Here is a 25,673-nt window from a genome sequence, read left to right on the forward strand (position 1 = left end):
TGGCCCGTCGACGGGCACGCCGACCCGAGCCCGTCAGCGCGGCCGCACCAGGCGGGCGTGCAGCTGCATCGCCGAGACGTCGGTGAGCGAGGCGACCTGGTCGACGACGACGCGCAGCCGCTCGTCGTCGTCGGCCGCGGCGCGCCAGTCGGCCGCGAACTGCGGCTCGAGCGCGACGGGCGCCCGGTCGGCCAGGACCTCGACCAGGTCCGCGATGATCTGCCGCTGCGCCCCGTAGAGGGGCTCGGCCTCACGGGGGGCCATGACGTAGGTGACGGCGACCCCCTTGAGCGCGAGGATCTCGTCCGCGGTCTCGTCCGGCACGACCAGCCGCGCCGTGTACCGCGTGAGCGGCCCGGGGCCGTAGACCTCGCGGGTGGCGTCCTGCGCCGACCCGCTGAACCGGCCGATGAGCTGGCTCGTGGCGTCCTTGAGCCGTGCCAGCGCCCGCCGCGACCCGTCGAAGTCGGTGACGAGGTACCCGGCGTCGCGCAGCCGGACCAGCGCGGCGTCGAGCGCGTCCGGGTCGTGCCAGTCGCCGTACCAGGCGCGCACGTGCTCGGCCACGCGGGCGCGCTCGTCCGCGTCGTCGAGCATGCGCAGGTCGAGGCGCCCGCCGACGACGGCGTCCTCGACGTCGTGCACGGAGTAGCTGATGTCGTCGGCGAGGTCCATCACCTGCGCCTCCATGCACCGCACCCGCCCGCGCGGCGCGCCCTGGCGCAGCCACGCGAAGACGGGGGCGTCGTCGGGGTACACGCCGAACTTGGCCGTCGGGGCGCCGTCCGGGCGCGCCGGGCCGTCCCCGAGGGACCACGGGTACTTCACGGACGCGTCCAGGCTGGCGCGCGTGAGGTTCAGCCCCCGCGGGGTGCCGTCGTCGGCGAAGATCTTGGGCTCGAGCCGGGTGAGCAGCCGCAGCGTCTGCGCGTTGCCCTCGAACCCGCCGACCGGCGCGGCGACCTCCGCGAGCGCCCGCTCGCCGTTGTGGCCGAAGGGCGGGTGTCCGAGGTCGTGCGTGAGGCAGGCGGTGTCCACGAGATCGGGGTCGCAGCCGAGGGCGCGGCCCATCTCCCGGCCGACCTGCGCCACCTCCAGGGAGTGGGTCAGCCGGGTGCGCACGAAGTCGTCGCTGCCCGGCCCCAGCACCTGGGTCTTGGCCCCGAGGCGGCGCAGGCCGGACGAGTGCACGACGCGGGCTCGGTCCCGCTCGAAGGGGGTGCGCTCCTTGGACTTGGGCGGCTCGGCGAACCAGCGCTCGACGTCGTGGTCCGTGTAGGCGGTGGTGCCCACCTCGCCCGGCGCCGGGCTCGGGAACCTCCCGACCACGGTCGGGTCGAACGCGCCCTGCTCGAACGTCTGCACGGGCCCAGCGTAGTCAGGCGCTCTGACGCTCCGGCACCGTGCGGGCGGCCCGGCGGCCGAGGAGCAGGTGGTCGACGCCGAGGCGACCGGAGCCGACGGCGGCCAGCAGCAGCGACGCGGCGCCGAGCACGAGCACGAGCTCGTAGCCGCCCTGGTCGACGAACAGGCCGTTGCCGGCGTGCACGAAGGCGAACGCGCCGATCATGTTCAGCGTCAGCAGCGCGCCGGCCACGGGGACCAGCAGGCCCAGGACGAGCGCGGCGCCGCCGACGAGCTCGACGAGCGCGGCGAACCAGGCGGCCGCCGCGGGCGCGGGGACGCCCACCTGCTCGAAGAACGCGGCGGTGCCGTCGATACCGTTGGTGACCAGCTTCTGCCAGCCGTGGGCGACGAAGACGGCGCCGACGGCGACGCGGGCGAGGAGAATGGCGAGGTCACGGAGCGCGGCGGGGAGGGTCATCGGTTCCTCTCGAGCGGGGCGGGAGCATTTGGTTGTTGCGACAACCGAAACCCTACCCGCGATGCTTGTCGCGACAACTGTTTCGAAGGAGGAGTCTCGTGACCGAGGAGGTGCCCTGGCTCGACCGGCGCCAGCTCCAGGCATGGGTGCGCCTGGCCGCGGTCCTCGACCTGCTGCCAGGGGTGCTGGACGGGCAGCTGCGCCGCGACGCCGACATCACCGAGTTCGAGTACTACGTGCTCGCGATGGTGTCGGAGTCCGAGACCCGCACGCTGCGGATGACCGAGCTGGCCCGCGGGACCAACGCGACGCTCCCCCGGCTGTCGCACGTCGTGAGCCGACTCGAGGGCCGCGGGCTCGTGCGCCGCGAGCGCTGCCCCGACGACGGCCGGTCGACGAACGCGCACCTCACCGACGACGGCTGGGCGCTCGTGGTCGCCGCCGCCCCCGGGCACGTGCGCACCGTGCGCGACCACGTGATCGACGCGCTCTCCGACGAGCAGGTCGACCAGCTGGCCGAGATCTGCGAGGCCGTCCTGGGACGGCTCGACCCGTCGGGGTCGATGGCCGTGACCTACCACCGCTACGACGACCCGCCGGGCTGAACGGGCCCGTCGTCAGCCGACCGGCTGCAGCCCCCGGTACACGGCGGTGCGCAGCTCACGCGCCCACGGCTCGTACTGCGGCATCCCGACCTCGCGCGCCACGGCCAGCTCCGCCTCCACGTCGTACGGCACCCGGACGATCTGCAGCCCGAACGGCCCCGGCTCCGCCGCGCCCGGCACGCCCTCGAGGACCACGTAGCTCGCGCTCGGCTCGTCGATCGCGTTGCCGACACTGCCGGTGTTGAAGAGCGTGCGGCCCTGATGGACGTCCACGAACGCCTGGTGGATGTCGCCGTACCCGACGACGTCCGGCTCGGGCCCCGGGCCCGTGAGGGCGGTCGCGGCGAACATGCCGTGGAACTCGGCGCGCGTGTGCTGTCGCTTCACCCGCGTGTGCACGCTCGACGCCGAGGCGTGGAACAGCCGGACGCGGCGCCCGGACAGCAGCAGGTCATGGCTCAGCGGCTTGCCGGCCAGCCGGGCGCGCTGGTCGGCGCGCAGCTCGTCGCGCCACCAGACCATCTCGGCGGGCCCGTCGTCACTGATCCCGGGCAGGAAGTCGTCCCAGTTGCCGCGGACGTCGACCTCGCAGACCTCCCGCAGCCGGTCGACGACGGCGCGCCCGCGGGGCCCCTTGCCGGCGTCGTCGCCGAGGTTGATCACGCGCTCGATCCCGCGCGCCGCGACGTCCGCCAGCACGGCCTCCAGCGCGGTGAGGTTCCCGTGCACGTCGGAGAGCACGGCGACGCGTTCCAGGTCCGGAGCCACGCCACGATGCTCCCACGCAGGTCAAGGACCCGCGTGGCGTCGTCAGGCCTCTCGCTCGAGCACTCCCCGCACGTACGCGATCTGCGCCGCGTGCTGCAGCGAGTCGACCGCGACGCTCACCAGGCGCACGCCGAGGGTCACCGGCGGGTCCCACGCCCGGTCGACGACGGCGTCGAGGTCGGCGTCCGCGAGGCCCGCGAGCACGTCGAGGGACTCGGCGTGGACCGCGTCGACGTACCCGAGCAGCAACGCTGCGGGCGCCACGACCCGCGCGACGTCCTCGGGGGTGTGCCCGTACCCGGTGTCGTCGGGGCCGAACGGGACGTCGAACCGCTCGTCCCAGCCGCCGGCGGTCCAGACCTGGGGGCGCCCGACGGCGGCCGCGACCTGGACGTCCTGGTCGCGCCCGATGTGCCAGGCCAGCCAGGCGATCGTGTTGGCGCCGGGGTCGAGTCGCCGCGTCAGGGCGGCGTCGTCCAGCCCGCGGACGGCGCGGCGCACCGTGGGGCCGACGCGGGAGTACAGGTCCTGCAGCACTGCGACACCGTGCATCGCGGCATCCTCCGTGGCTCGCTCGGATACTGGTCCGACCACGGTGCCACACCGTGTCACCGGGTCACCGGGTCACCGCAGGCGCCACACGCCCACCGCGGGGCCGTCGCCGGCCACGCGGAGCCCGTCCGCCGCGACGTCGAGGGCGACGTCGCCGTACAGCCGCTCCGGCGCCGCCCCGGGCGACAGCAGGTGCCGCGGCAGGGTCGAGCCGGCCCACGGGGCACGGGCCAGGACGACGAGCACCCGCTCGCCGGGCGTCTCGCGCAGGTACGCCACGGCGTCGTCCTCCACGACGGCCCAGCGCAGCCCGCCGTCGCGCAGGGCAGGCACGCCCGAGCGCAGCGCGGACAGGCGCCGGTAGACCTCCAGCGTCGCGGCGTCCCAGCGCGGGCCGCCGACCGCGGCCTGGTCCCAGGCCATGGTGGTGCGGCCGTGCTCGCCGTTGGTCCCGGTCGCGCCGACCTCGTCGCCCGCGAACACGACAGGGGTCCCGGGATAGGTGAACAGCAGGCCGGCGGCCACCTCGACCAGCTCGGGCGAGCCGACGAGCGACCGCAGCCGCGGCGTGTCGTGCGAACCCAGCAGGTTCCACTGCGCCGCCGTGACCTGCCACGGCACCAGAGCCGCGAACTCCCGCATCGCGGCCACCATGGCCGACGCCGGACGGCGGGGCACCGGCACGGGCAGGTCGAGGAAGGGCACGTCGTTGCCCTCCGGCACGAGCCACGACCACGCCGGCCGCGTGAAGCCCGCGTAGTTCATGTTGGCGTGCCACCCGGCGCCGTCCAGGTCGCCGGACGCGTCGTGGAAGTGCTCCGCGACCAGGGCCGCGTCCGGCCGCTCGGCGACCAGCCGCTCGCGCAGCGCCCGCGCGACGGCGTGCGCCCGGTCGGCGCTCCCCCGCCGCCCGGTCATGTTCGCCACGTCGACCCGCCAGCCGTCCAGGGCGTACGGCTCGCGCAGCCAGCGCGCCAGCACGGCGTCGTCGCCGGTGACCATGTGGCGCCACGTCTCGTCGCTGCCCCAGTCCAGCTTGGGCAGCGACCCGTGCCCCAGCCAGCCCACGTACCCGGGGACGCCGTCACGGTGGACGACGTCGGGGCCCGCCGCCTCCCACAGGTACATGCCGTGCTCGGGCGAGGCGGGGTCGGCCAGCGCCCGGGCGAACCACTCGTGGCCGTCGCCGGTGTGGTTCGTGGTGACGTCGCCCATGAGCCGCATCCCGCGGGCGTGCACCGCGTGGGCCAGCCGCGCGTAGGCCTCGTCCCCGCCGAGCAGCGGGTCGACGTGGTCGAAGGTGGACGCGTCGTAGCGATGGTTCGACCGGCCCGGGAACACGGGTGTGAGGTAGAGGGTGCGCACGCCGAGGGCCTGGAGGTGGTCGAGGTGGCGGGCGATCCCGTCGAGGTCTCCCCCGTACAGCTGCGTGCCGGCGAGCGGGCCGGCGCCGGCGGGCTCGTCGTCCCAGGCGGCGGGCACGGCCCAGTCCGGCGCCTCGCGCCCGCCGGCCGCGGCCGAGCGCGCGAACCGGTCCGGGAAGACCTGGTAGGCCGGCCCGTCCGTCAGCCACGACGGTGCCGGGGCGTGCGTGGTGAGCCGGAAGTCGGCGGCGTCGGGGACCTCCCGGTCGTGCAGGCCCGTGCCGTTCAGCCACCGGTACCCACCGGGCACGTCCAGGAAGAACCGGTACCGCGTGACGGGGTGGTGCACCACGACGTCAGCCGCGTACCAGTCCTCGTGCGCGTCGCCGCCGTCGTGGCGCGCGGGCTCCATCCGGGGCTCGCCGTCGCGCACGGTGCGCAGGCGCACGTCCCGCACGCCCGCGCCCTTGGGCACGCGCACGCGCACGGTCACCTCGTCGCCGAGGGCGGGCGTGGTGTCCGGGACGAACAGGGCGGACCCGTCGTGATGGGGGTCGTCGAGCAGCATGCCTCTCCCGTCGGTGGTTCTGACTCCGTACGCTATGAGCCGCATTCCGTACGGAATCAGAACCACCGGCCCCGGTCCGGGACCGCGCGATACCGTACGTCAGCGGCGACGCCGGCCGAGCGCCCAGCCGAGGGCGAGCGCGGCCGCGATCCCGACGGCCTGGCCGCCGAGGATCACCTTGTTGAGGTCGAGCACCGGCTGCCACCGGGTCCCCTCCGCGGAGACCACGAAGACGCCGATCGGCTTGACGCGCAGGCCGTAGCCGCCGCCACCCCCACCGCCGGAGCCGGAGCCCTCGCCGTGGGCCTCCCCCTTGGCCTCGCCCTCGGTCTCCCCGGAGGCGTCGCCACCCGTGCTCCCGGTGTCGGGGCCACCCTCGGCGGGCGCCTCGGAGGACCCGACACGGAACGAGCGCTTCCACTCGGGCAGGGCCCCCTTGCCGGAGCCGCGCCCGGTGCCCCCGGCGGAGCCGGAGCCCGCACCCGTGCCGGCGCCACCGCCGGATCCCGTGCCGATGCCGCCCCACACCTTGGCGACGGGGACGATGAGCTGGCCTTCGTGCTGGTAGGGCTCCCCGTACGCACGGCGTACGGAGAACGAGTCGTCGGCGGCGTCGGTGAGCCGCCCCAGGTCCGGTGCGTAGCTGCGCGGGTCGTCGGTCATGTCGTTCAGGCTATGGCCCCGGTGTGACCGGCGCCACGGTGAAACCGGCGCCGGCCACCCGGGAGCCGGCGTCAGCCCTTCACCGACCCCGCGGTGAGGCCGCCCACGATGTACTTCTGCAGGAACAGGAACAGCGCGAGCACCGGGATCGCCGAGAGCACCGCCCCGGCGGCGAACAGACCCCAGTTCGCCTCCAGCAGGGAGGACACCCAGCCGTACAGGCCCACGGCCAGCGTCCAGTTCTGCTCCGAGGTGAGCATCACCCGCGCGAGGATCCACTCCCCGAACGTCGAGATGAAGCTCAGCAGCGCCACCACGGCCAGGATCGGCGACACGAGCCGCAGGATGATCGTCCAGTAGATCTGCGCGTGCGTGGCGCCGTCGATCTTCGCGGCCTCGTCGAGCTCGCGCGGCACGGTGTTGAAGAACCCGTACATGAGGAACGTGTTCACCCCGAGCGCACCGCCGAGGTAGACGCAGATCAGCGCCACCTTGGAGTTCAGCCCGAGCAGCGGGAACACCTCGCCGAGGGAGATGAGCAGCAGGAAGATCGCCACGAAGGCGAGCATCTGCGGAAACATCTGGATGATGAGCAGCGCCGTGAGGCCGGACCGGCGCCCGGCGAAGCGGAACCGGCTGAACGCGTACGCGGCCGCCGCGCCCATGAGCACGGTGCCCACCGCCGTGGCGACGCCGATCTGCAGCGTGTTCGCCATCCAGCTCCAGAACTCCGTGGCCGACAGGCCGGCGTAGTTCGCGCCGGAGACCTCCGCGAACAGCTCGTTCGACCCCGTCAGCGTCCCCGACGAGGACAGCGAGGCCGAGACCACGTACACGAGGGGGAAGACCGCGTACAGCACGGCCACGACGCCCACCACGTGCCGCCACCCCAGCTCGCGGGCCCATCGCCCGGGCCGCATGCGCCCGCGCAGCTCCTGCTCGGGCGCGGCCGCTTGCGGCGACCGTGTCGCCGGTGTCGCACGGACCGTCGTCATCAGACCATCTCCTCGAGCTTGCGGGTCTGGCGGAACGCGACGGCCGACACGATCCCGACCACGACGAAGATCACGATGGACAGCGCGCTGGCCAGGCCGTAGTCGCGGGCCGCCGTGCCGTCCAGGCCGGAGACGTTGTAGACCATCGAGATGAGGATGTCGGTGTGCCCCAGCGGCACGGAGGCGTCGTCGAACCGCGGCCCGCCGTCCGTGAGCATCTTGATCAGCGCCACGTTGTTGAAGTTGAACGCGAAGCTGGAGATGAGCAGCGGCGCCGTGGCCACCAGCAGCAGCGGCATCGTGATCGACCGCCAGGTGCGCCACCCGCTCGCGCCGTCGATCCGCGCGGCCTCGTACACGTCGCCCGGCAGGGACTGCAGCGCCCCCGTGCACACGAGGAACATGTACGGGAACCCGAGCCACAGGTTGACCCCGAGGACCGACAGCCGTGCCAGCCACGGGTCCGTGAGCCACGGCACCTCCGCCCCGCCGAGCAGCACCTGGTTGACGAAGCCGAAGCTCGTGTTGAGCATGCCCGCCCACAGCAGCGCCGCGAGGAACCCCGGCATCGCGTACGGCAGGATCATCAGCGTGCGGTAGACCTTGCGGCCCCGCAGACGAGGCTCGTTGAACACCATGGCCAGGAACATGCCCAGCAGGAACGTCGTGACGACCGACAGCAGCGAGAACGCGAACGTCCACACGAGGATCTTCGCGAACGGCCCCGAGTAGCGCGGGTCCCCGAACGCGGTGGTGAAGTTCTCGAACCCGACCGTGACCCGCCACCCGACGGGCAGCGTCTCGCCGTCGGCGGCCTCGAACTGGCCGTCGTCGTTCGGCGTGTACACGACGCCGGTCGTGGTGTCCGTCATCGTGTCCGCGGACTCGTCGTAGACGAGCACGGGCTCGAAGACGTACCCCGTGCGGGCGTCCTGCGTGCGGACCGACCCGGCCGCCGCGTCGTCGGACACCGGCACCCGCAGGTCGGTGACCTCCTGCTGGCGCTCGAGCACCTCGGCGCGGTCGAGCACGGTCCACCCGGGCACCTCGGTGGCGCGCCCGTCGGTCACGGTGGCGCCCTCGACGGCCTCGAGCGGCTCGTCGGCGGCACCCACCTCGACCTGCCCGGCGTCGTCGACGACGGCGAACCCGAGCTCGCCGTCGTCCGAGGCGACCACGGTCAGCGGCGAGGAGGGCGAGCCCTCGACGCGCCGCTCGTTCTGCGCCAGCAGCGCCTCGACGGCCTGCTCCTTGGTGGAGTTGTGGCCGTCGCCGTAGTTGGTGAAGGCGACGTAGCCGGTGTAGACGACCACGAAGATCTGGAAGACCAGCAGGAAGACCAGCCCGGGCAGGATGTACTTGCCCGGCAGGGCACGACGCGAGAAGTAGACGGCGTCGGCGGCGACGAGGAGCACGAGGGCCGCCGCGACGATCCCCCACGACCCGGCCTGCCACGCGGCGAGGACGCCGTACAGGCCGAGGGCGTTCACGAGGCCCATGAGGACGAGCTTGGCGACGAGGCCGGCCCGGGTCCCCGACCCGGTGCCGGCCTCGTCACGCCGGAGGCGCACCAGCGACATCAGCCGATTTCACCCTCGATGTCGGAGACCATCTTGTCCCAGGCCTTCGCCGGGTCCTTCGCCTTGCCCGAGATGATGCTCGCCTCGGTGACGCCCCAGAAGCCCCACACGGAGGCCATCTCCGGGATCGACGGCATCGGCACCGCGTCGGCGCCGACCTCGCGGAAGCCGGCCACGACCGGGTCGGACGACGCCGCGTCGGCGGCCTCGGTGAGCGCCGGCGGGCGTCCGCCGGCCTCGAACAGCGCCGTCTGCGCCTCGGGCGTCGACAGGTAGTTCACGAGGAAGTCGTTGGCCAGCAGCGCGTTCTCGCTCTGCGCGCTGACGTAGAAGCCCTGGACGCCGACGAACGGCTGCGCGGGCTGGTCACCGGGCGCCGGGATCGGGTCGATCGCGAGGTCGAGGTCCGCGAACTGCTCGAGCATCCACGGCCCGCCGATGATGAACGGCGACTTGCCCTTCGCGAACGCCTCGACGGCGATGTCGTAGGAGATGTCGATGTCGAGGTTGCCGGCCTCGCCCTGCTCGGCGAGCCAGGCCGCGTAGGCCTCGCCGTTCTCGCCGCCGAGCGCGAGCTCCGGGCGGTAGGAGCCGTCGTCGTTCTGCTCGAAGACGGGGGCACCGAACGACGTCTGGAACGGGTAGTACGTGTACGGGTCGCCCTTCTCGCCGTCGGACTGGACGAGGAACGGGAACTTCGTGCCCGCCTTCTTGCCCGCGGCGATCATGTCGTCGTAGGTGGCGGGCGCCTCGGGCGCCAGCTCCGTGTTGCGGATGAGCGCGATGTTCTCGATCGCGTACGGGAGCCCGTACACCTGGCCGTCGGCGGTGAACGCCTGCACCGCGACGTCCTCGAAGGCGCCGGCCATGTCGCCGAGCTCGATGGGTGCGACGACGCCGTTCGCGGTGAGCTCGCCGAGCCAGTCGTGCGCGCCGACGGTGACGTCGGGGCCCTTGCCCGAGGGGACCTGGGCGATGAAGTCGGTGCGGATGTCCTCGTAGTTCTTCTGCACGAGCTCGACGTCCACGCCGGTCTCGTCCTCGAACGCCGTCGCCGCCTGCTGGACGGCGGCCTCGCGGGTCTCGTCGACCCACACGGTCAGCGAGCCGGAGGCCTCACCGGCCGCGGCGGACTCGCCCGCGCCCGGCTCCTCGGTCTCCTCGGCGCCCGTGCCGCTCCCGCTGCCGCACGCCGTGAGGGCGAGCGTCGTCGCCAGGGCGGAGGCAAGAAGGATGCTCCGTCGCATCGTGTGTTCTCCCATGTCGTCGGTCCACGGCCCGTCGGCGGGCCCTGCTGGCCCACAACGTACGGAGCGGATGCGCGGATTGCAAGATCTTGCGATAACTTTTCAGCAACGCGTTTTCAGCATGCTTCGACAGCCACGACGCCGCCCGGCCGCACCGCGTCCGGGAGCGGCGTCGTCTCACCTCAGGACGAGGAGGTCCGGTGTCCCTTACGATCACTCGGGTGCGAACACGCCTGAGCGACCTGGCCGAGCAGGCCGGAGTGTCCACCGCGACGGTCTCGCGCGTGCTCAACGGCAAGCCCGGCGTGGCCAGCTCGACGCGCCAGGCCGTGCTCGCCGCCCTGGACGTCCTCGGCTACGAGCGCCCCTCGCTGCTGCGCGGGCGCTCCGCCGGCCTCGTGGGCCTCATCGTCCCCGAGCTGGTCAACCCGGTCTTCCCCGCGTTCGCCCAGGCCATCGAGTCGATCCTCGCCCAGCGCGGCTACACCCCCCTGCTGTGCACGCAGGCCCCGGGCGGCACCACGGAGGACGAGTACGTCAGCACGCTCGTCGACCACAGCGTCGACGGGATCGTCTTCATCTCCGGCCTGCACGCCGACACCCGGGCCGACCACTCCCGCTACGAGCTGCTGCGCAGCCAGGGCGTGCCCATCGTGCTGGTCAACGGCTACGCGCCGGGCATCGACGCCCCGTTCGTCTCCCCGGACGACGCCGCGAGCGTGGACGTCGCCGTGCAGCACCTGGTGTCCCTCGGCCACTCCCGCATCGGGCTGGCCACCGGGCCGGACCGGTACGTGCCCGTGCAGCGCAAGGTCGCCGGTTTCACCAAGGCGCTCGTGGCGCGGGGGCTCGCGAGCGACGAGGAGGCGGCGCGCGAGCACGTGCGCTCCAGCCTGTTCACGCTCGAGGGCGGGCAGGCGGCGGCCGCGGAGCTCCTCGACGCCGGGCACACCGCGATCGTCTGCGCCTCCGATCTCATGGCGCTCGGTGCCGTGCGCACGGTGCGGTCCCGCGGGCTCGCGGTCCCGGACGACGTGTCGGTCGTGGGGTACGACGACGCGCCCCTCATCGCCTTCACCGACCCGCCGCTGACCACGGTCCGCCAGCCGGTCGAGGCCATGGCCCGGGCCGCGGTCAGCGCGCTGCTCACCGAGATCCACGGGGAGCGCGCGCCCCGCACCGAGCTGCTCTTCAGCCCCGAGCTCGTGGTCCGCGGCTCGACGGGGGCGGCACCCCGCGGCTGAGGTGCCGGGGCCCGCCCGTCGCTGCAATCGTTGCAGCAAGGCTTACACTCGATTCAGGGACCGCAGGACCCGACGACCGAGAGTGCCGACCCGACAGGTGAGGAAGCCCCGATGACGACCACCCAGCCGACCACGACCGCCGGGAGCCCGCGGCCCGGTCCCGACGCCGCGGCCCGCTCCGTCGTGCACGTGGGCAGCGACGCGGCCCGCGAGTGGTGGCGCGACGCCGTGATCTACCAGGTCTACCCGCGCTCGTTCGCCGACGGGAACGGCGACGGGATCGGCGACCTCCCCGGCGTCACCGCGCACCTCGACCACCTGCGGCGCCTCGGCGTGGACGCGATCTGGCTCTCGCCGTTCTACCGGTCCCCGCAGAACGACGCCGGCTACGACGTCGCCGACTACCGCGACGTCGACCCGCTGTTCGGCACGCTGGCCGACTTCGACGAGATGCTCGCGGGCGCCCACGAGCGCGGCATGCGCGTCGTCGTCGACCTGGTCCCCAACCACACCTCGGACCAGCACGAGTGGTTCGCCGCGGCCCTCGCCGCGGCCCCCGGCTCCCCCGAGCGCGCCCGGTACCTGTTCCGCGACGGCCGCGGCCCGGGCGGCGACGAGCCGCCGAACAACTGGCAGTCCATCTTCGGCGGGCCCGCGTGGACCCGCGTGGAGGACGGGCAGTGGTACCTGCACCTGTTCGACTCCACGCAGCCGGACCTCGACTGGACGCACCCCGAGGTACGCGCCGAGTTCGAGGCCGTGCTGCGCTTCTGGCTCGACCGCGGCGTGGACGGCTTCCGCGTCGACGTCGCGCACGGCATGGTCAAGGCCGACGGGCTGCCCGACTGGGACGGCCACGTCGAGATGGTCGCCGGCGCGGGCGACGCCACCGGCGACGACGCCGCCCCCGGCGCGCCCGAGGACGGCTCGACCGGCGCCGGCAACTCCGGGCCCATGTTCGACCAGGACGGCGTGCACGAGATCTACCGGGACTGGCACCGGGTGCTCGCCGCCTACGAGGGCGACCGGGCACTGGTGGCCGAGGCCTGGGTCGAGCCGCTGAGCCGGCTCGCCCGCTACGTGCGGCCCGACGAGATGCACCAGGCGTTCAACTTCTCCTTCCTCACCACCGGGTGGGACGCCGCCGCGCTGCGGCGGGTCATCGAGGCGTCGTACCGCGCCAACGACGCCGTCGGCGCGCCCACCACGTGGGTGCTCTCCAACCACGACGTGGTGCGTCACCCGTCGCGCCTCGGCCTGCCGGACCTCGGCGTGCGCCCCAACGGGCTCTTCGCCACCGACCCGCAGCCGGACGAGGAGCTGGGGCTGCGCCGCGCCCGCGCGGCCACGCTGCTGATGCTCGCGCTGCCGGGCTCGGCGTACCTGTACCAGGGCGAGGAGCTGGGCCTGCCCGAGCACACCACGCTGCCCGCCGAGGTGCGCCAGGACCCGGCGTTCTTCCGCACCGAGGGCGCCGAGGCCGGCCGGGACGGGTGCCGCGTGCCGCTCCCGTGGACGGCGGACGCGCCGGGCTTCGGGTTCGGGCCGACCGGCGCGACGTGGCTGCCGCAGCCCGAGTCCTTCGCCCGGTACGCGGCGGACGTGCAGGACGGCGTCCCGGGCTCGACGCTCGAGCTGTACCGCGCCGCCCTCGCGACGCGGCGCACCGAGGAGCTGGGCCACGGCGGGCTCGCCTGGCTGGACGTCTGGGCGGACTCCCCCGACGTCATCGCCGGGCGCAACCGCGGTGTCACCGTCGTCGCCAACCTGGGCGCGTCTCCCGTCGCGCTGCCCGACGGCGCCGAGGTGCTGCTCGCCTCCGGCCCGTTGGCAGCCGACGGCACCCTGCCCGCGGACACGACGGTCTGGCTCCGCGCCTGACACGCCGAGAACGACCTGAGGGGCGCCACCCGTGCGGGTGGCGCCCCTCAGGTCGTTCTCGTGCTGCTCCCGGAGCCGTCAGCCGCCGGAGACGCTGAGCTCCGCCTCGCGCAGCCTCGCCTCGAACTCGGCGTCGAGCTCGCGGGAGTCCAGCCACCCGTACGGCAGGTGCGGCCTCTTGGGCGAGCCGGCGCGGCCCCTCGGCCCCTCGGCGTCCTCGCCCGGGTAGCCGAGCGTGAGGTCGAGGGCGTCGAGGCGCTCGCGCAACTCGGCGAGCGTGGACACCAGCGCCAGCTCGTGCCGCAGCTCCCCGCCGACCGGGTAGCCCTTGAGGTACCAGGCCATGTGCTTGCGCAGGTCGCGCATGCCCTTGCCCTCGTCGCCGTCGAAGTAGTCGATCATCAGCTCGCCGTGCCGGTAGACGGTGTCCGCGACCTCGCGCAGGACCGGGCGGACCCGGACGTCGGAGCCGTGGAACGCGGCCGCGAGGTCGGCGAACAGCCACGGCCGCCCCTGGCACCCGCGCCCGACGACGACGCCGTCGGCACCCGTCTCGCGCACCATGCGCACCGCGTCCTCGGCGGACCAGATGTCGCCGTTGCCGAGCACCGGGACGGTGCGCACCGCCTCCTTGAGCCGCGCGATCGCCGTCCAGTCCGCGGTGCCCGAGTAGTGCTGGGCGGCGGTGCGGCCGTGCAGGGCGACCGCCGCGACCCCGAGCGACTCGGCGATCCGCCCCGCCTCGAGGTACGTGTGGTGCTCGTCGTCGATCCCTACGCGCATCTTCACCGTCACCGGGACGCCGTGCGGCTCCGCCGCCCGCACCGCCGCGGACACGATGTCGGTGAAGAGCTGCCGCTTCCACGGCAGCGCCGCGCCGCCGCCCTTGCGGGTCACCTTGGGCACGGGGCAGCCGAAGTTGAGGTCGACGTGGTCGGCGCGGTCCTCGCCGGCGATGATCGCCACGGCGGCGCCCACCGTGGCCGGGTCGACGCCGTACACCTGGGCGGAGCGCGGCGTCTCCTCGGGGCCGAACGTCACGATGCGCAGCGCCTCGACGTTGCGCTCCACGAGCGCCCGGCTCGTTACCATCTCGGCCACGTACAGGCCGGGATCGAACCCCTGGGACGCCCCGGCCTCGCGGCACAGGGTGCGGAACGCCCGGTTGGTCACGCCCGCCATCGGCGCCAGGACCACCGGGGTGTCCACGGTGATCGGCCCGATCTGCAGCGGCGGGAGCACACGGGTGTCCGCCGACGCGGTGTGCGGCGTGCTGACGGTCTCGACGGCGGAAGTCACGCCCCCATTGTCGCAAAGCCGACGCCGCGGGCGGGCGGACGGCGGCGCGGCGCGCGTCACACGCCGCCCTCCGCCGGTCCGAGGAGGTCGCGCTGCCGCAGCAACGACGCGGTGAGCGCGGCGACGACCGGCCGCTCGTCGTCGCGCCGGGTGACCAGGTGGAGCCGGCGCCGCAGCGGAGCCTCGGGCTCGACGAAGACGACGCCCCGCTCGTCGGCGCTCGCCCGGGCGAGCCGCGGCACCAGCGCGACCGCCAGCCCGCTGGCGACCAGGTCGAGCTGTCCTGTGTACGAGCTGATCTCGTAGCGGATGTCCGGGTCCAGCCCGGCGTGGCGGAGCACGTCGACGACGGTCTCGTACGGCCCGCTGCCCGCGGGGCAGACGACCCACGGGTGGTCGGCGGCCTCGACGACGCTGCGTGGCCGCGGCGCGAGGCCGGCCGGCACCGCCATGTCCACCGGCTCGTCGAGCAGCAGGTCGGCGTGCAGCGAGGACAGCCGCGCGAAGCTGTTGCTCGCCCAGGTCTCGACGATCGCGGCGTCGAGGCGTCTCCCGGCCAGCATCTCGACGAACTCGGGCGCCTCCCCGTCCACGATCACGGGCTCCACGCGGGGGTGGTCCGCGACCAGGCGCGCCACCGCCGGGCCGATGAGGGTCCGGATCGCCGACATCACCCCGCCGATACGCAACCGGCCGCCGACCTCCCCCGAGATGGCCGTCAGCTCGTCGTCGGCCTGCCGCACCGCCCGGCGCACCCCGCGCGCGTGCCGGGCGAGCACCACGCCGGCGCCGGTGAGCCGGATCCCGCGACCGGAGGGCTCGACCAGCGTCGTCCCGAGCTCCCGTTCGAGCTTGCGCAGCTGCTGGCTCACGGCCGAGCTGCTGACGTAGAGCTCCTCGGCCGCCGCCCGGACCGAACCGTGCGTGGCGACCGCGTCGAAGACCCGGAGCCGGTCCCACTGCTGCATGACACCCCGTCCGTTCAGTGCAACTGATCAATAAGAAGAAGAAATCCTCTATTGAGGTTAGCAGTTTGCCTTGGAACGATCGACGGGTGGCGCACACGACCGACACCCACGGCCCTCGACCTGCCCCACCGCACGACGGTTCGGCGGTGCACGACCCGGCGGCGGCGCTCACGCTCGTCCTCGGGTGCCTCTTGGTAGGGGCGTCGTCGACGTTCATCACGCTCTCGGGCGCGACGGCGGACACCGCGGCCTTCCTGCGGTGCGCCCTGGCCCTGCTGGTGCTCGTGCCGCTCGCGCTGCTGGAGCAGCGGCGGTACGGGCGGCCGCCGCGGCAGATGCTGCGGTGCGGCACCCTCGCGGGTGCGCTGCTCGGCGTCGACTACCTCATGTGGACGCAGAGCGTCCTGGACGCCGGCGCAGGGGTGGCGACGGTCCTCATCGGCATCCAGGTCGTGGCGTTCCCGCTCCTGGCCCGCGTCCTCGGCGGCGAGCACGTGCCGCGGCGCTTCCTCCTCGCGCTGCCGGTGATGGTCGTGGGGCTCGCCCTGACCGGCGGGCTGCTCGACGCCGACCCCGGCGCCCCGCACCCCGTCCGCGGGACGGTGCTCGGGATCGCCGCCGGGATCTGCTACGCGGGGTTCCTGTACGCGCTCCGCCCCGCGAGCGCCGCCGACCGTCGCATGGTCGTCACCCCTACGGCCACCGCCACCGCCGCGGCCGCCGTCGTCATCGGGGCGGCCGGGACGCTCGCCGGCGGCGTCGACCTCTCGCTGCCCCCGCACGCCTGGGGATGGCTGACGGCCGTGGCGCTCGGCGGTCAGGTGACGGCGTTCCTGCTCATCGGGTACGGCTCGGTCCGGCTGCCCGCCGGCCGGGCGGCCGCCCTGATGCTCCTGCAGCCCGTGGCCGCCATCGCGCTGGGCACGCTGGTGCTCCACGAGCGCCCGACTCCGTCCCAGTACGCGGGGATGCTCCTGACGGTGGCCGCGATCGGGCTCGCGACCGTCACGGTCCGGCGCTGGGGCGCCGCTCGGGATGCGGAGACGACCTCGACCGTCGACTCGTCGTCGTAGCAGGCCGGGAGCGTTCTCAGAGCCAGCCGTTCTCGCGGGCGATCCGCACGGCCTCGGCCCGGGTGCGCCCGCCCGTCTTGCCCATCGCCGACGAGAGGTAGTTGCGCACCGTGCCCTCGGAGAGGAAGGCCTCGGCGGCGATCAGCGCGACCGTCCCGCCGTCGGCGGCGAGCGCGAGCACGTGCGCCTCCCGCTCCGTCAGGGGGCTGTCCCCCACCGCGAGCGACGCCACCGCCAGGTCGGGGTCGACGGCGCGCAGCCCGGCGTGCACGCGCCGCACGGCGTCGGCGAGCTGCTCCGCCGGGGTGTCCTTGACGACGAACCCGCTCGCGCCGGCGTCGAGGGCACGGCGCAGGTAGCCGGGGCGCCCGAACGTCGTCACGATCAGGGACCGGCACGACGGGAGGTCCTCGCGGAGCCGGGCGGCGGCCGCGATCCCGTCGAGGCCGGGCATCTCGACGTCGAGCAGGGCCACGTCGGCGCCGGAGTCGCGGGCGGCGTCGAGCACCTCGTCGCCGCGCCCCACCTGGGCGACCACGTCCAGGTCGCTCTCGAGGTCGAGCAGCGCGGCGAGGGCGCCGCGCACGAGGGCCTGGTCGTCGGCGAGCAGCAGTCGGATCACGGGACGATCCTGGCACCGGTCGCGGCATCGCCGTCGGCCGGCCGCGCGACGACGGCGAGGCGGAAGCCGCCGAGGGGCCCGGGCCCGGTCTCCAGGACCGCGCCGGCCGCCCGGGCGCGCGCCGCGAGGCCCGTGAGCCCGTGGCCGGCAGCGTGACGCGCGTCGCCGGGCCCTCGGCCGTCGTCGTCCACGACGAGCGAGTCGGCGGTCACGGTGACGACCACGTGCGAGGCGCCCGCGTGCCGCAGCACGTTGGTGGTGGCCTCGCGCAGCACCCAGCCGAACAGCTCACGCCGCTCGGCCGGCACCGCGTCGACGGCGCCGGGCAGCTGCGCGGCGATGCCGGCGGCGTCGAGGGCGGAACGGGCGGCCGCGAGCTCCGCGGCCAGCGTGACGCGGCGCTGCCCGGCCACCATGCCGCGCACGTCCGCCAGGGCGCCGCGCGCCAGGTCCTGGATCTCCGCCACCTCCTGCGCCGCGCGTGCCTGCGGCCCGGAGGCGCCGTCCGGCGGTGCCCCGGCCCGCAGGAGCCGGGCGGCGAGCTCGGCCTTGACCGAGACGACCGTGAGGGAGTGCCCGAGGACGTCGTGCATGTCGCGGGCGATCCGCTCGCGCTCGCGGGCGACCGCCAGGTCGGCGACCTCCTGCTGCGCCTCCCGCAGGCGGCGGTTGCGGTCGATGACCTGCAGGAAGCCGTAGACGGCGAGGCTCGCCAGGACGACGGCGAGGACGTTGCCGTCTTCGACCTGCCAGCCGGGCAGCACCCGCGGCAGCACGACCATCACCACCACGCTGCCGGCCACGACGGCCAGCGGTGCCCGACCGCGCAACGTGTAGATCGCGGTGACGCACACGAAGACCAGTCCCACCAGCCCGTGCTCCCGGGCGGCCAGGCAGCTCACGGCGACGCACGCCGTCTGCGCCGCCAGCAGGGCGAGGGCGGTGCCTCGCCGCATCGTGCGGCCCCCGCGCAGGCGCAGCACCGCGACGACGAACACCGCCGCCACACCGAGCACCCCCAGGACGCCGAGCACACGGAGCGCCGGGTCGGCGGCGTCCAGCGAGGCGGTGAACGGCTCGGCGAGGAACACGACCCAGACGACGGCGAGGACCGGGCCGATCCGCGGCGGGCCGACGGGGTCCGGCGCGGGGGCGCCCTCCGCGCGGGGCCCGTCGGCGGAGGTGCCGGTGGGGGGCGTCGTGGTCACGTCCCCCACGGTGCCACGCCCGGCGGGCGCCGGACGGGTCCGGCCGCTCACACCCGGGCCGTGTCCTTGCGGAACCGCCACGCGGCGCCGGCCGAGAAGATCGCGGCCCAGGCGACCACGTTCACGACGGCCCCGACACCCAGGTCGCCGCCGAGGGGCGCGTGCACCAGCTCGGCCAGGCCGTACGTCGGGAAGAGCTGCGCCACGGTGGCCCACCAGCCGTCGCCCAGCGGCACGAACAGTCCGCCGCCGAAGGAGAGGAGCGCGAGCACCGGTCCGAGGATCTGCATGACGTTCTCCGCCGGGAGCAGGTAGCCCATGAACAGGCCGAAGGCCGCGAAGACGAGGGAGCCCACCCAGGCGAGCAGGGCGCACAGGATCCAGGCGCCCACGGGCATCTGCGCCCCGGTGGCCGCTGCCACCGCCAGGGTGACCGCGACGGAGACCGCGCCGAGCGCCATCGCGGCGGCGAGCTTGACCACGACGTAGACGGTGGGCCGCAGCGGCGTGAGCCGCAGCTGCCGGGTCCAGCCCTGGGCGCGCTCCACCGAGACGCTCGCCCCGCCGCCCGTGGCGGTGACCATCGCGCCGTAGAGCGCCATCGAGACGGCGATCCACGCGGTCACGTTGCCGTTCCCAGCGCTCTGGTCCGCGTAGTCGCCCTGCAGGCCGAAGATGAGAAAGAAGACGGGCGGCATCACCACCGAGAAGATCAGCGACCGCCGGTTGCGCAGCGAGCGGCGCAGCTCGACGGCGAGGTAGGTGCGCACCGCCGTCGCGACCGGGACGCGGGGCCGCGCTCCGCTCGTGCGCGTCGTGCCCGCCGGGGCGGTCGGGGTCGTGGTGCTCATCGGGTGGCTCCGTCCAGGGGCGACGCGGTCGCGGCGGTCGTGAGGGCGACGAACGCGTCCTCGAGGTTGTCGGAGGCGACCTCGAGGTCCCTCGCGGCGGTCTGCGTGAGCAGGAAGCGGGCGACGTCGTCGGAGTCGGCGGTGCGCACGACGAGCCGCGACCCGCGGTGGTCGATGGCGTCCACGACAGGCAGGGCGCGCAGCTGCGCGGCGACGGCCGCGCGCTCGCCGTCGTCGTCGACGCGGGCGCTCACCGTGCGCCCCGACGCGAGGCTCTTGACCTCGGTCGTGGAGCCGTCGGCCACGACGCGGCCCTCGCTGACCAGCACGACGCGGTCGGCGTACGTGTCGGCCTCCTCCAGGTAGTGCGTGGCGAAGACGACGGTGCGGCCGGCGGCGGCGTCGGCACGGATGGCGGCCCAGAACTCGCGGCGGCCCTCCACGTCCATGCCGGTGGTGGGCTCGTCGAGCAGGAGGAGGTCGGGCTCGCTGACGAGCGCCATGGCGAAGCGCAGCCGCTGCTGCTGGCCGCCCGAGCACGTGCCGACCATGCGGTCGGCGAGGTCGGCGATGCCGGCGCGCTCGAGGTAGGGCACCGGCGACCCCGAGCTGCCGAACAGCGCCGCGGTGAGCGCGACGGTCTCGGCGACGGTGATGTCGCGCAGCAGCCCGCCGGTCTGCATGACGGCGGCGACGCGGCCGGCGGCGATCGCGTCGGCGGGGTCCGCGCCGAAGACGCGGACCGTGCCGGAGGTCGGGGCGCTCAGTCCGAGCACCATGTCGATCGTGCTGGTCTTGCCCGCGCCGTTGGGGCCGAGGAAGGCCACCACCTCGCCGGGGGCGATCTCCAGGTCGACGCCGTCGACCGCGCGGACGGGGCCGGCGGGCGAGGCGAACTCCTTGCGCAGCCCCCGCAGGCTCAGCGCGGGGGTGGGTGCGGTGGTCGAGGTCATGCCTCGATCCTCACCGCCCGGCGCCCTGACCTGGAGAGCCGCCTGTCACCGCCTCGCCATGACATCTGTCATGGCGAGGCGGCGCCGACGGGGTCAGCCGAAGTTGACCCCCTGGGCGAGGGGCAGCTCGGTGGAGTAGTTCACGGTGTTGGTGACGCGCCGCATGTACTGCTTCCACGCGTCCGAGCCGGACTCGCGCCCGCCGCCGGTGGACTTCTCGCCGCCGAACGCGCCGCCGATCTCCGCCCCCGACGTGCCGATGTTCACGTTGACGATGCCGCAGTCGGAGCCGCCCTCGGACAGGAACGTCTCGGCCTCGCGCACGTCGAGCGTGAAGATGGCGCTGCTCAGCCCCTGCGGGACGTCGTTGTGCAGCGCGATCGCCTCGTCCAGGGTGTCGTAGGACATGACGTAGAGGATCGGCGCGAACGTCTCCCGCCGCACCACGTCGGTCTGGGCCGGCATGCGCACGAGCGCCGGCGCGACGTACGCCGCCCCCGGGGCACCCTCGACCTCGACGGGCTCGCCGCCGACGACGACGGTGCCGCCGTCCGCCCGTGCCTCGTCCAGGGCGGCGGCCATCGCGTCCCGCGCCGCCGCGTCGGTCAGCGGGCCCACCAGCGTGCCCTCGGCGCGCGGGTCCCCCACCGGCAGGCCGGTGTAGGCACGCTCCAGCCGCGCCACGACGTCGTCCACCACGGACGAGTGCACGATGAGGCGCCGCAGCGACGTGCACCGCTGACCCGCGGTGCCAGCCGCGGCGAACACGATGCCGCGCACGGCGAGGTCGAGGTCGGCCGACGGCGCGACGACGGCCGCGTTGTTGCCGCCGAGCTCCAGCAGGTAGCGCCCGCCGCGGGCGGCGACGGCCGGGGCCACCTGCCGGCCCATGCGCTCCGAGCCGGTCGCGGACAGGAGAGCCACCCGGGTGTCCGACACGAGCGCCTCGCCCGCCTCACGCCCGCCGACGACGACGCTGCTGATCTCGGCGGGGTGCCCGGCCTCGCGCAGCGCCCGGCGCAGCAGCGCGTTCGACGCGAGCGCCGTCAGCGGCGTCTTCTCGCTCGGCTTCCACACGACCGTGTCGCCGCACACCAGCGCGACGGCGGTGTTCCACGACCACACGGCCACGGGGAAGTTGAAGGCGCTGACCACGCCGACGACGCCGAGGGGGTGCCACTGCTCCATGAGCCGGTGGCCCGGCCGCTCGGACGGCATCGTGCGCCCGCCGAGGGACCGCGAGAGCCCGACGGCGAAGTCGCAGATGTCGATCATCTCCTGGACCTCGCCGGCGGCCTCCGAACCGATCTTGCCCGCCTCGATGGTCACGAGCTCGGCCAGGTCGTCCTTGTGCTCGGTGAGCAGGTCACCGAGGCGCTTGATCACCGCGCCGCGTGCCGGGCCGGGCACGGCGCGCCAGGCGCGGAAGGCGTCCGCCGCGGCGCCGACGGCGGCCGCGACGTCGTCCGCGGTGTCCTCGGGCAGGGTGACGACGGGCTCCCCGGACAGCGGCGAGACGACGGGCAGCCCGCCGGACGCGGGGGCCGCGGGCAGGTCGGCGCCCAGCCGGCTCAGCGCGGCGGTGGCGGCGTCGCGCAGCTCGACGGTGAGGGGGGTGGTGGTCGTGGTGGTCATGCGTCGGCTCCCGTGCTGGTCGTGGGGCTGGTCATGGGCTCCGTCGACGGCGTCGCGGCCAGGGTCGCCGGCGCCACGCCGAGGCGGTCGGCGGCGGCCGTGAGGGAGGCCGCCACCTGCGCCGCGTAGAGGTCGAAGGGGTCGTGCAGCTCGCGTCCGACGGCGCCGGCCATCCAGTCGGCGTCGCGCTCCTCGCCCGCCTGGCTGGCGTCCTTGGAGCCCTCGTCCGTGAGGTTGGACTGGAAGATGCCGGCCGCCGAGCGCGGCAGGAAGTCCTCGTAGACGACCGGCTCGCGCCGCACGTCTCCGGGGCCGGCGGCGCCCGACCCGGTGGGCACCTCGTACGTGAAGTAGCCGAGCCCGGCCTCGATCAGCCCGGCCTCGGTGTCGGGGAACGTCTCGCGCCACACCTCGGGCGTGGCGCCCCGCACGATCGCCTCGTCGTACCGGGCGCGCCCCTCGCGGGTCAGCGCGATGCCGCGCGCCTCGACCTCGCCGAAGCGCACGCGCAGGGAGTCCTGCACGACGTCGCCGTCGGGCGTGCGGAACGTCCGCGGCTCGGCGAGCGCCCGGAACGACGTCTGCCGCAGCAGCACGTCCGGCCCCTCCCACAGCGGCGGACCCTGGACGCGGTCGATCATCGTGATGCCGCGCGCCTCCATGCGCGCGTACAGGTCGTCGATGTCGAGCACGCGCGGCGTGAGGTGGTTGATGTGCGTGGAGGCGACGCCGCCGATGTCGGCCGCGACGGCCGAGACCGCCTCCAGCTCCCGGTACCAGGCCTGGTCGACGGGCTCGTGGGACAGCTCGAAGGCCTCGGTGGCCAGGCGCAGGAACTCCGCGGCGTCGGTCGCCGCGAGCCCGCCGTCGGCCTCCGCGCGGTCCGCGAGCGCCAGCAGGTCCGGGCCGAACAGGGTCCGCGCCGCGAGGAACCTCTCCAGGCGCTCCTGCAGGTCGGCGGTGAAGAACCGGCGGTCGCCCGGCACGAGCATGGACGTGAAGACGCGGAACGGGTTGCGGGCCAGCTCGGCGCGGTCGACCGGGCGGAACGCCGTCGAGATCACGGGGACGGACGAGCTCGAGGCGTCGCGCAGGTCGTAGAAGCCCACCGGGTGCATGCCCATGGCGCCGAAGATCCGTGCCACCTGCGAGATCTCGGTGGGCGTGCCGACCCGGATGGCGCCGTGCCGCTCGGCGGTGACCCGGTCGATGGACCCGAGCCGCTCGGCGTCCGCGCCGCGGGCGGCGACGACGTCGGCGTTGACCTCGTGCGACACCTCCAGCAGCGTCGTGTACGCGGGCACCTCGCGCCCGTACATGTCGGACAGCGACCGCGCGAACGCCGCGCGCAGCTGCCACGGTGCGTAGAACTCGTCGGACGTCACCGCCGTGCTCCCTCCTGCCCGGGATCGCCGGGCCTGGTCGAATCGTGCGTCGAATCGTGCGTCGGATCGTGCGGTTCAGATGATGTTCGCCTCGTGCCGCACGGCCCCCGCGCCGGCCGCGGCGAAGCGCTCGGCGGTGAACGCGGACACGTCGACGCCCCGGCGGGCGGGCCCCGCCCGCCCGGCGTACAGGTCGGCGACCGCCTCCCCCACGGCGGGCCCCTGGAGGAAGCCGTGCCCGGAGAACCCGCAGGCGTACAGCACGCGGCCGCCGGCGGGCGCGTCCGCCTCGCCGATCAGGGCGTCGTGGTCGGGGGTCGTCTCGTACAGCCCGGCCCAGCCGCCGGTCAGCGGCACGTCGGCGAGCGACGGCGTGGCGCGGGCCGCGAGGCCGTGCAGGAAGGGCTCCCACCCGGCGTCGTAGGCGGTGTCGAAGGCGACCGGGGTGTCTGGGTCGCTGGCGCCGAGCAGCAGGGTGCCGGGGGCGTCCGCGTTGTGCAGGTAGTAGGTGGTGCCGAAGTCGATGGTGAACGGCAGGCGCGGCGGTGCGGGGTCGAGCGGCGCGGTGAACGCGACCTGCCGCTTCACGGGGTCCACGGGCAGGTCGAGGCCGACCATGGCGCCCACCGCCCGGGACCACGCGCCGGCGCACAGCACGAGGGCGGAGCCGGTCGTGGTGCCGCGGGTGGTGGCCACCTGCCACCGGTCGCCGTCGTGCGCGACGGCGGTCACCGCGGCGTGCGTGCGCACCCGGGCGCCGTGCCGCTCGGCGCCAGCGGCGTAGCCCTCGACGACGGCGCGCGGCCGGGCCCACCCGTCGCGGGGCGTCCAGGCGGCGCCGGCGTACCCGGCGCTCAGGTAGGGGTTGAGGCGGCGGGCCTCGGCGACGTCGAGCATCCGGCTGTCGACGCCGAGCCCCCGCTGCATCGCCGCGGAGGCCTCGAACGCCGCCACGTCGGCGCCGGTGGGCAGCGCGAACAGGTAGCCGTGCTGCTCCAGGCCGATGTCCGCTCCCGGGAGGCTGGCGAAGTCCTCGAACAGCTCGAGGCTGCGCAGCCCGAGCGCCACGTTGGCCGCCTCGGAGAAGTGGGCGCGCACCCCGCCGATCGGCTTGCCGGAGCTGCCGCCGGCCAGCTCGCCGGACTCGACGAGGAGGACGTCGGACCCGTCGCGCGCCAGGTGGTACGCGACCGACGCGCCCATGACCCCGCCGCCCACGACGACCACCTCGGCCGCGGCAGGCAGCGGCCGCGTGCCGCGGGCGTCACCGTGGGCCATCGCTCACCACCCCGACCTCCTCGTCCGTGCGGCTCCTGCGTCCTGGACCCATCGTGGACCGGCCGGAGCGTCCAGCACCATCGAAGGTTCGTCGTCACGACCGTCGAGAATCTCTGAACGGTCGTAGGCTGGAGCGATGAGCATCGCACCGTGGGACGTCGCCCCCCGCGACCTGCCGTGGGCGGGGCTGCGCGCCCTGCGCGCGCTGTCCGAGCACGGCACGATGACGGCCGCCGCGGGCGCCCTCGGGTACACGACGGGGGCGGTGTCGCACCAGCTCGCCGCCCTGGCCCGCGCCCTCGGCACCGACGTCGTGAGCGCGCACGGGCGCGGCGTCGTCCTCACCGAGGCGGGGGCGGCGCTGGCCGCGCGCGCCGAGAGCCTGCTGACCGCGCAGCGCGAGGCGGTCGACGCGGCGCGTGCCGCCACCGGCGACGCGGTCGGCACCGTGCGGGTGGGCGCGTTCGCCACGGTGACGGCGGGCCTGCTGCCGCGCCTGGTCGCGGAGGTGGCCGAGCGGCACCCGGGGATCGTCCTGGCGGGCTACGAGCTCACGGTCGACGACGTCGCCACGGCGGTGCGGCGCGGCGACGTCGACCTCGGGCTGGGGCTGGACTACCCCGCGGCCCCCATCCCCCGGCTGCCGGGCACGGCGCTGCGGCCGCTGCGCACGGAGCGCTTCGCGGTCGTCTCCGCGCCGCTGTCGGGGCTGCCCGAGCGGGTGCACCTGGCGGACCTCGCCGAGCAGCCGTGGATCCTGCCGCCCATGCCGACCCACTACGGCGCCGCGGTGCGGTACGCGTGCCGGGCGGCGGGCTTCGAGCCCCGGGCGGCGCACGAGGTCAACGACACGTCCACGACGCTGGCGCTGGTCGCGCAGGGCCTCGGCGTGGCGCTGGCCACCGGGCTGATGCGGGGCCTGCGCCCGGCCGGCGAGCTGCGCACCAGCATGCTGCGCGACGTCGTCGAGCGCGAGATCGTGCTGCTCGAACCGGTCTCGGCGCCCCGCCGGCCCGCGCTCGACGCGGTCGCGGCCGTCATCGAGCAGGTGGTGCACACCACCCACGTCGCCCTGTGATCGTTGTGGGTACGACAATGGCGAGGATCCG

General features: G+C 74.7%; 23 protein-coding genes. 5 read left to right on the plus strand and 18 right to left on the minus strand.

What is annotated here, in order from left to right:
- Positions 1-33: 33 nt before the first annotated feature.
- Both EYB28_RS13355 and EYB28_RS13360 read right to left on the minus strand, forming a co-directional pair.
- Positions 34-1,329, minus strand: coding sequence for a deoxyguanosinetriphosphate triphosphohydrolase (locus EYB28_RS13355; protein WP_370459512.1), 1,296 nt, complete (start codon positions 1,327-1,329; stop codon positions 34-36).
- 49 nt (positions 1,330-1,378) lie between these two features.
- Positions 1,379-1,825, minus strand: coding sequence for a DoxX family protein (locus tag EYB28_RS13360; protein WP_166848719.1), 447 nt, complete (start codon positions 1,823-1,825; stop codon positions 1,379-1,381).
- 98 nt (positions 1,826-1,923) lie between these two features.
- Between EYB28_RS13360 and EYB28_RS13365 the strand changes: the two genes are divergently transcribed.
- Entirely contained in the window at positions 1,924-2,430 is a 507-nt protein-coding gene (locus tag EYB28_RS13365) for a MarR family winged helix-turn-helix transcriptional regulator (RefSeq protein WP_166848722.1), read from the plus strand.
- A gap of 12 nt (positions 2,431-2,442) precedes the next feature.
- On the opposite strand, the gene EYB28_RS13370 is transcribed toward EYB28_RS13365, so the two are convergent.
- The 7 genes from EYB28_RS13370 to EYB28_RS13400 form a co-directional block, all read right to left on the minus strand.
- Complete coding sequence (locus EYB28_RS13370) at positions 2,443-3,198, minus strand: metallophosphoesterase (protein ID WP_240930555.1); 756 nt, start codon at positions 3,196-3,198, stop codon at positions 2,443-2,445.
- Between the two features lie 42 nt (positions 3,199-3,240).
- Entirely contained in the window at positions 3,241-3,750 is a 510-nt protein-coding gene (locus tag EYB28_RS13375) for a mycothiol transferase (RefSeq protein WP_166848725.1), read from the minus strand.
- A gap of 72 nt (positions 3,751-3,822) precedes the next feature.
- On the minus strand, positions 3,823-5,682 hold the full coding sequence (locus tag EYB28_RS13380; RefSeq protein ID WP_240930556.1) for a glycoside hydrolase family 13 protein: 1,860 nt from the start codon (positions 5,680-5,682) through the stop codon (positions 3,823-3,825).
- A 99-nt stretch (positions 5,683-5,781) separates the two neighbouring features.
- A complete protein-coding gene (locus EYB28_RS13385; protein WP_166848728.1) occupies positions 5,782-6,345 on the minus strand; it encodes a hypothetical protein in 564 nt (187 codons plus the stop codon).
- A gap of 71 nt (positions 6,346-6,416) precedes the next feature.
- A complete protein-coding gene (locus EYB28_RS13390) occupies positions 6,417-7,340 on the minus strand; it encodes a sugar ABC transporter permease (RefSeq protein ID WP_166848731.1) in 924 nt (307 codons plus the stop codon).
- Positions 7,340-8,920, minus strand: a complete 1,581-nt coding sequence (locus EYB28_RS13395) for an ABC transporter permease subunit (protein ID WP_166848734.1) — start codon at positions 8,918-8,920, stop codon at positions 7,340-7,342. The genes EYB28_RS13390 and EYB28_RS13395 overlap by 1 nt, the downstream gene beginning before the upstream one ends.
- Positions 8,920-10,167 (minus strand): maltose ABC transporter substrate-binding protein, encoded by a 1,248-nt coding sequence (locus EYB28_RS13400; protein ID WP_166848737.1) that lies wholly within the window; start codon positions 10,165-10,167, stop codon positions 8,920-8,922. The genes EYB28_RS13395 and EYB28_RS13400 overlap by 1 nt, the downstream gene beginning before the upstream one ends.
- 221 nt (positions 10,168-10,388) lie before the next feature.
- Here EYB28_RS13400 and EYB28_RS13405 point away from each other — a divergent pair, with 221 nt between their 5' ends.
- Both EYB28_RS13405 and EYB28_RS13410 read left to right on the plus strand, forming a co-directional pair.
- Positions 10,389-11,411 (plus strand): LacI family DNA-binding transcriptional regulator, encoded by a 1,023-nt coding sequence (locus EYB28_RS13405; protein WP_240930557.1) that lies wholly within the window; start codon positions 10,389-10,391, stop codon positions 11,409-11,411.
- Between the two features lie 111 nt (positions 11,412-11,522).
- Positions 11,523-13,292, plus strand: coding sequence for a glycoside hydrolase family 13 protein (locus EYB28_RS13410; RefSeq protein WP_166848744.1), 1,770 nt, complete (start codon positions 11,523-11,525; stop codon positions 13,290-13,292).
- A gap of 78 nt (positions 13,293-13,370) precedes the next feature.
- Here EYB28_RS13410 and dusB read toward each other — a convergent pair whose 3' ends face one another.
- Positions 13,371-14,591 carry a tRNA dihydrouridine synthase DusB gene (gene dusB, locus EYB28_RS13415; RefSeq protein WP_255461524.1) on the minus strand — a complete coding sequence of 407 codons (1,221 nt, stop codon included), beginning with the start codon at positions 14,589-14,591 and terminating at the stop codon, positions 13,371-13,373.
- Between the two features lie 56 nt (positions 14,592-14,647).
- Entirely contained in the window at positions 14,648-15,559 is a 912-nt protein-coding gene (locus EYB28_RS13420; RefSeq protein ID WP_166848751.1) for a LysR family transcriptional regulator, read from the minus strand.
- Positions 15,560-15,645: 86 nt separating this feature from the next.
- On the opposite strand from EYB28_RS13420, the gene EYB28_RS13425 reads away from it, so the two are divergent.
- Positions 15,646-16,632 (plus strand): DMT family transporter, encoded by a 987-nt coding sequence (locus tag EYB28_RS13425; protein ID WP_205710919.1) that lies wholly within the window; start codon positions 15,646-15,648, stop codon positions 16,630-16,632.
- 16 nt (positions 16,633-16,648) lie between these two features.
- Here EYB28_RS13425 and EYB28_RS13430 read toward each other — a convergent pair whose 3' ends face one another.
- The 7 genes from EYB28_RS13430 to EYB28_RS13460 form a co-directional block, all read right to left on the minus strand.
- Complete coding sequence (locus EYB28_RS13430; protein ID WP_166848758.1) at positions 16,649-17,254, minus strand: response regulator transcription factor; 606 nt, start codon at positions 17,252-17,254, stop codon at positions 16,649-16,651.
- Entirely contained in the window at positions 17,251-18,462 is a 1,212-nt protein-coding gene (locus EYB28_RS13435) for a sensor histidine kinase (protein WP_166848761.1), read from the minus strand. Before EYB28_RS13435 ends, EYB28_RS13430 begins: the two co-directional genes overlap by 4 nt.
- Positions 18,463-18,509: 47 nt before the next feature.
- Positions 18,510-19,313 carry an ABC transporter permease gene (locus EYB28_RS13440; RefSeq protein WP_166848764.1) on the minus strand — a complete coding sequence of 268 codons (804 nt, stop codon included), beginning with the start codon at positions 19,311-19,313 and terminating at the stop codon, positions 18,510-18,512.
- Complete coding sequence (locus EYB28_RS13445) at positions 19,310-20,266, minus strand: ABC transporter ATP-binding protein (RefSeq protein WP_166848767.1); 957 nt, start codon at positions 20,264-20,266, stop codon at positions 19,310-19,312. The genes EYB28_RS13440 and EYB28_RS13445 overlap by 4 nt, the downstream gene beginning before the upstream one ends.
- A 93-nt stretch (positions 20,267-20,359) precedes the next feature.
- Positions 20,360-21,901 carry an aldehyde dehydrogenase family protein gene (locus EYB28_RS13450; protein WP_166848770.1) on the minus strand — a complete coding sequence of 514 codons (1,542 nt, stop codon included), beginning with the start codon at positions 21,899-21,901 and terminating at the stop codon, positions 20,360-20,362.
- Positions 21,898-23,286, minus strand: coding sequence for a VOC family protein (locus EYB28_RS13455; RefSeq protein ID WP_166848773.1), 1,389 nt, complete (start codon positions 23,284-23,286; stop codon positions 21,898-21,900). The genes EYB28_RS13450 and EYB28_RS13455 overlap by 4 nt, the downstream gene beginning before the upstream one ends.
- A gap of 75 nt (positions 23,287-23,361) precedes the next feature.
- A complete protein-coding gene (locus EYB28_RS13460; RefSeq protein ID WP_205710920.1) occupies positions 23,362-24,564 on the minus strand; it encodes an FAD-binding oxidoreductase in 1,203 nt (400 codons plus the stop codon).
- Positions 24,565-24,700: 136 nt separating this feature from the next.
- On the opposite strand from EYB28_RS13460, the gene EYB28_RS13465 reads away from it, so the two are divergent.
- Positions 24,701-25,642, plus strand: a complete 942-nt coding sequence (locus EYB28_RS13465) for a LysR substrate-binding domain-containing protein (protein ID WP_166848777.1) — start codon at positions 24,701-24,703, stop codon at positions 25,640-25,642.
- Positions 25,643-25,673 lie beyond the last annotated feature (31 nt).

Origin of the sequence: Isoptericola sp. BMS4 (assembly GCF_011634835.1) — a bacterium.
Taxonomy (GTDB): Bacteria; Actinomycetota; Actinomycetes; order Actinomycetales; family Cellulomonadaceae; genus Isoptericola.

Bases quoted from the DNA above. Each gene is read 5' to 3' on its own strand.
- EYB28_RS13360 (WP_166848719.1), bottom strand. From the start codon at position 1,825: ATGACCCTCCCCGCCGCGCTCCGTGACCTCGCCATTCTCCTCGCCCGC.
- EYB28_RS13375 (WP_166848725.1), bottom strand. From the start codon at position 3,750: ATGCACGGTGTCGCAGTGCTGCAGGACCTGTACTCCCGCGTCGGCCCC.
- EYB28_RS13380 (WP_240930556.1), bottom strand. From the start codon at position 5,682: ATGCTGCTCGACGACCCCCATCACGACGGGTCCGCCCTGTTCGTCCCG.
- EYB28_RS13385 (WP_166848728.1), bottom strand. From the start codon at position 6,345: ATGACCGACGACCCGCGCAGCTACGCACCGGACCTGGGGCGGCTCACC.
- EYB28_RS13390 (WP_166848731.1), bottom strand. From the start codon at position 7,340: ATGACGACGGTCCGTGCGACACCGGCGACACGGTCGCCGCAAGCGGCC.
- EYB28_RS13395 (WP_166848734.1), bottom strand. From the start codon at position 8,920: ATGTCGCTGGTGCGCCTCCGGCGTGACGAGGCCGGCACCGGGTCGGGG.
- EYB28_RS13400 (WP_166848737.1), bottom strand. From the start codon at position 10,167: ATGCGACGGAGCATCCTTCTTGCCTCCGCCCTGGCGACGACGCTCGCC.
- EYB28_RS13410 (WP_166848744.1), top strand. From the start codon at position 11,523: ATGACGACCACCCAGCCGACCACGACCGCCGGGAGCCCGCGGCCCGGT.
- EYB28_RS13420 (WP_166848751.1), bottom strand. From the start codon at position 15,559: ATGCAGCAGTGGGACCGGCTCCGGGTCTTCGACGCGGTCGCCACGCAC.
- EYB28_RS13440 (WP_166848764.1), bottom strand. From the start codon at position 19,313: ATGAGCACCACGACCCCGACCGCCCCGGCGGGCACGACGCGCACGAGC.
- EYB28_RS13445 (WP_166848767.1), bottom strand. From the start codon at position 20,266: ATGACCTCGACCACCGCACCCACCCCCGCGCTGAGCCTGCGGGGGCTG.
- EYB28_RS13450 (WP_166848770.1), bottom strand. From the start codon at position 21,901: ATGACCACCACGACCACCACCCCCCTCACCGTCGAGCTGCGCGACGCC.
- EYB28_RS13460 (WP_205710920.1), bottom strand. From the start codon at position 24,564: ATGGCCCACGGTGACGCCCGCGGCACGCGGCCGCTGCCTGCCGCGGCC.
- EYB28_RS13465 (WP_166848777.1), top strand. From the start codon at position 24,701: ATGAGCATCGCACCGTGGGACGTCGCCCCCCGCGACCTGCCGTGGGCG.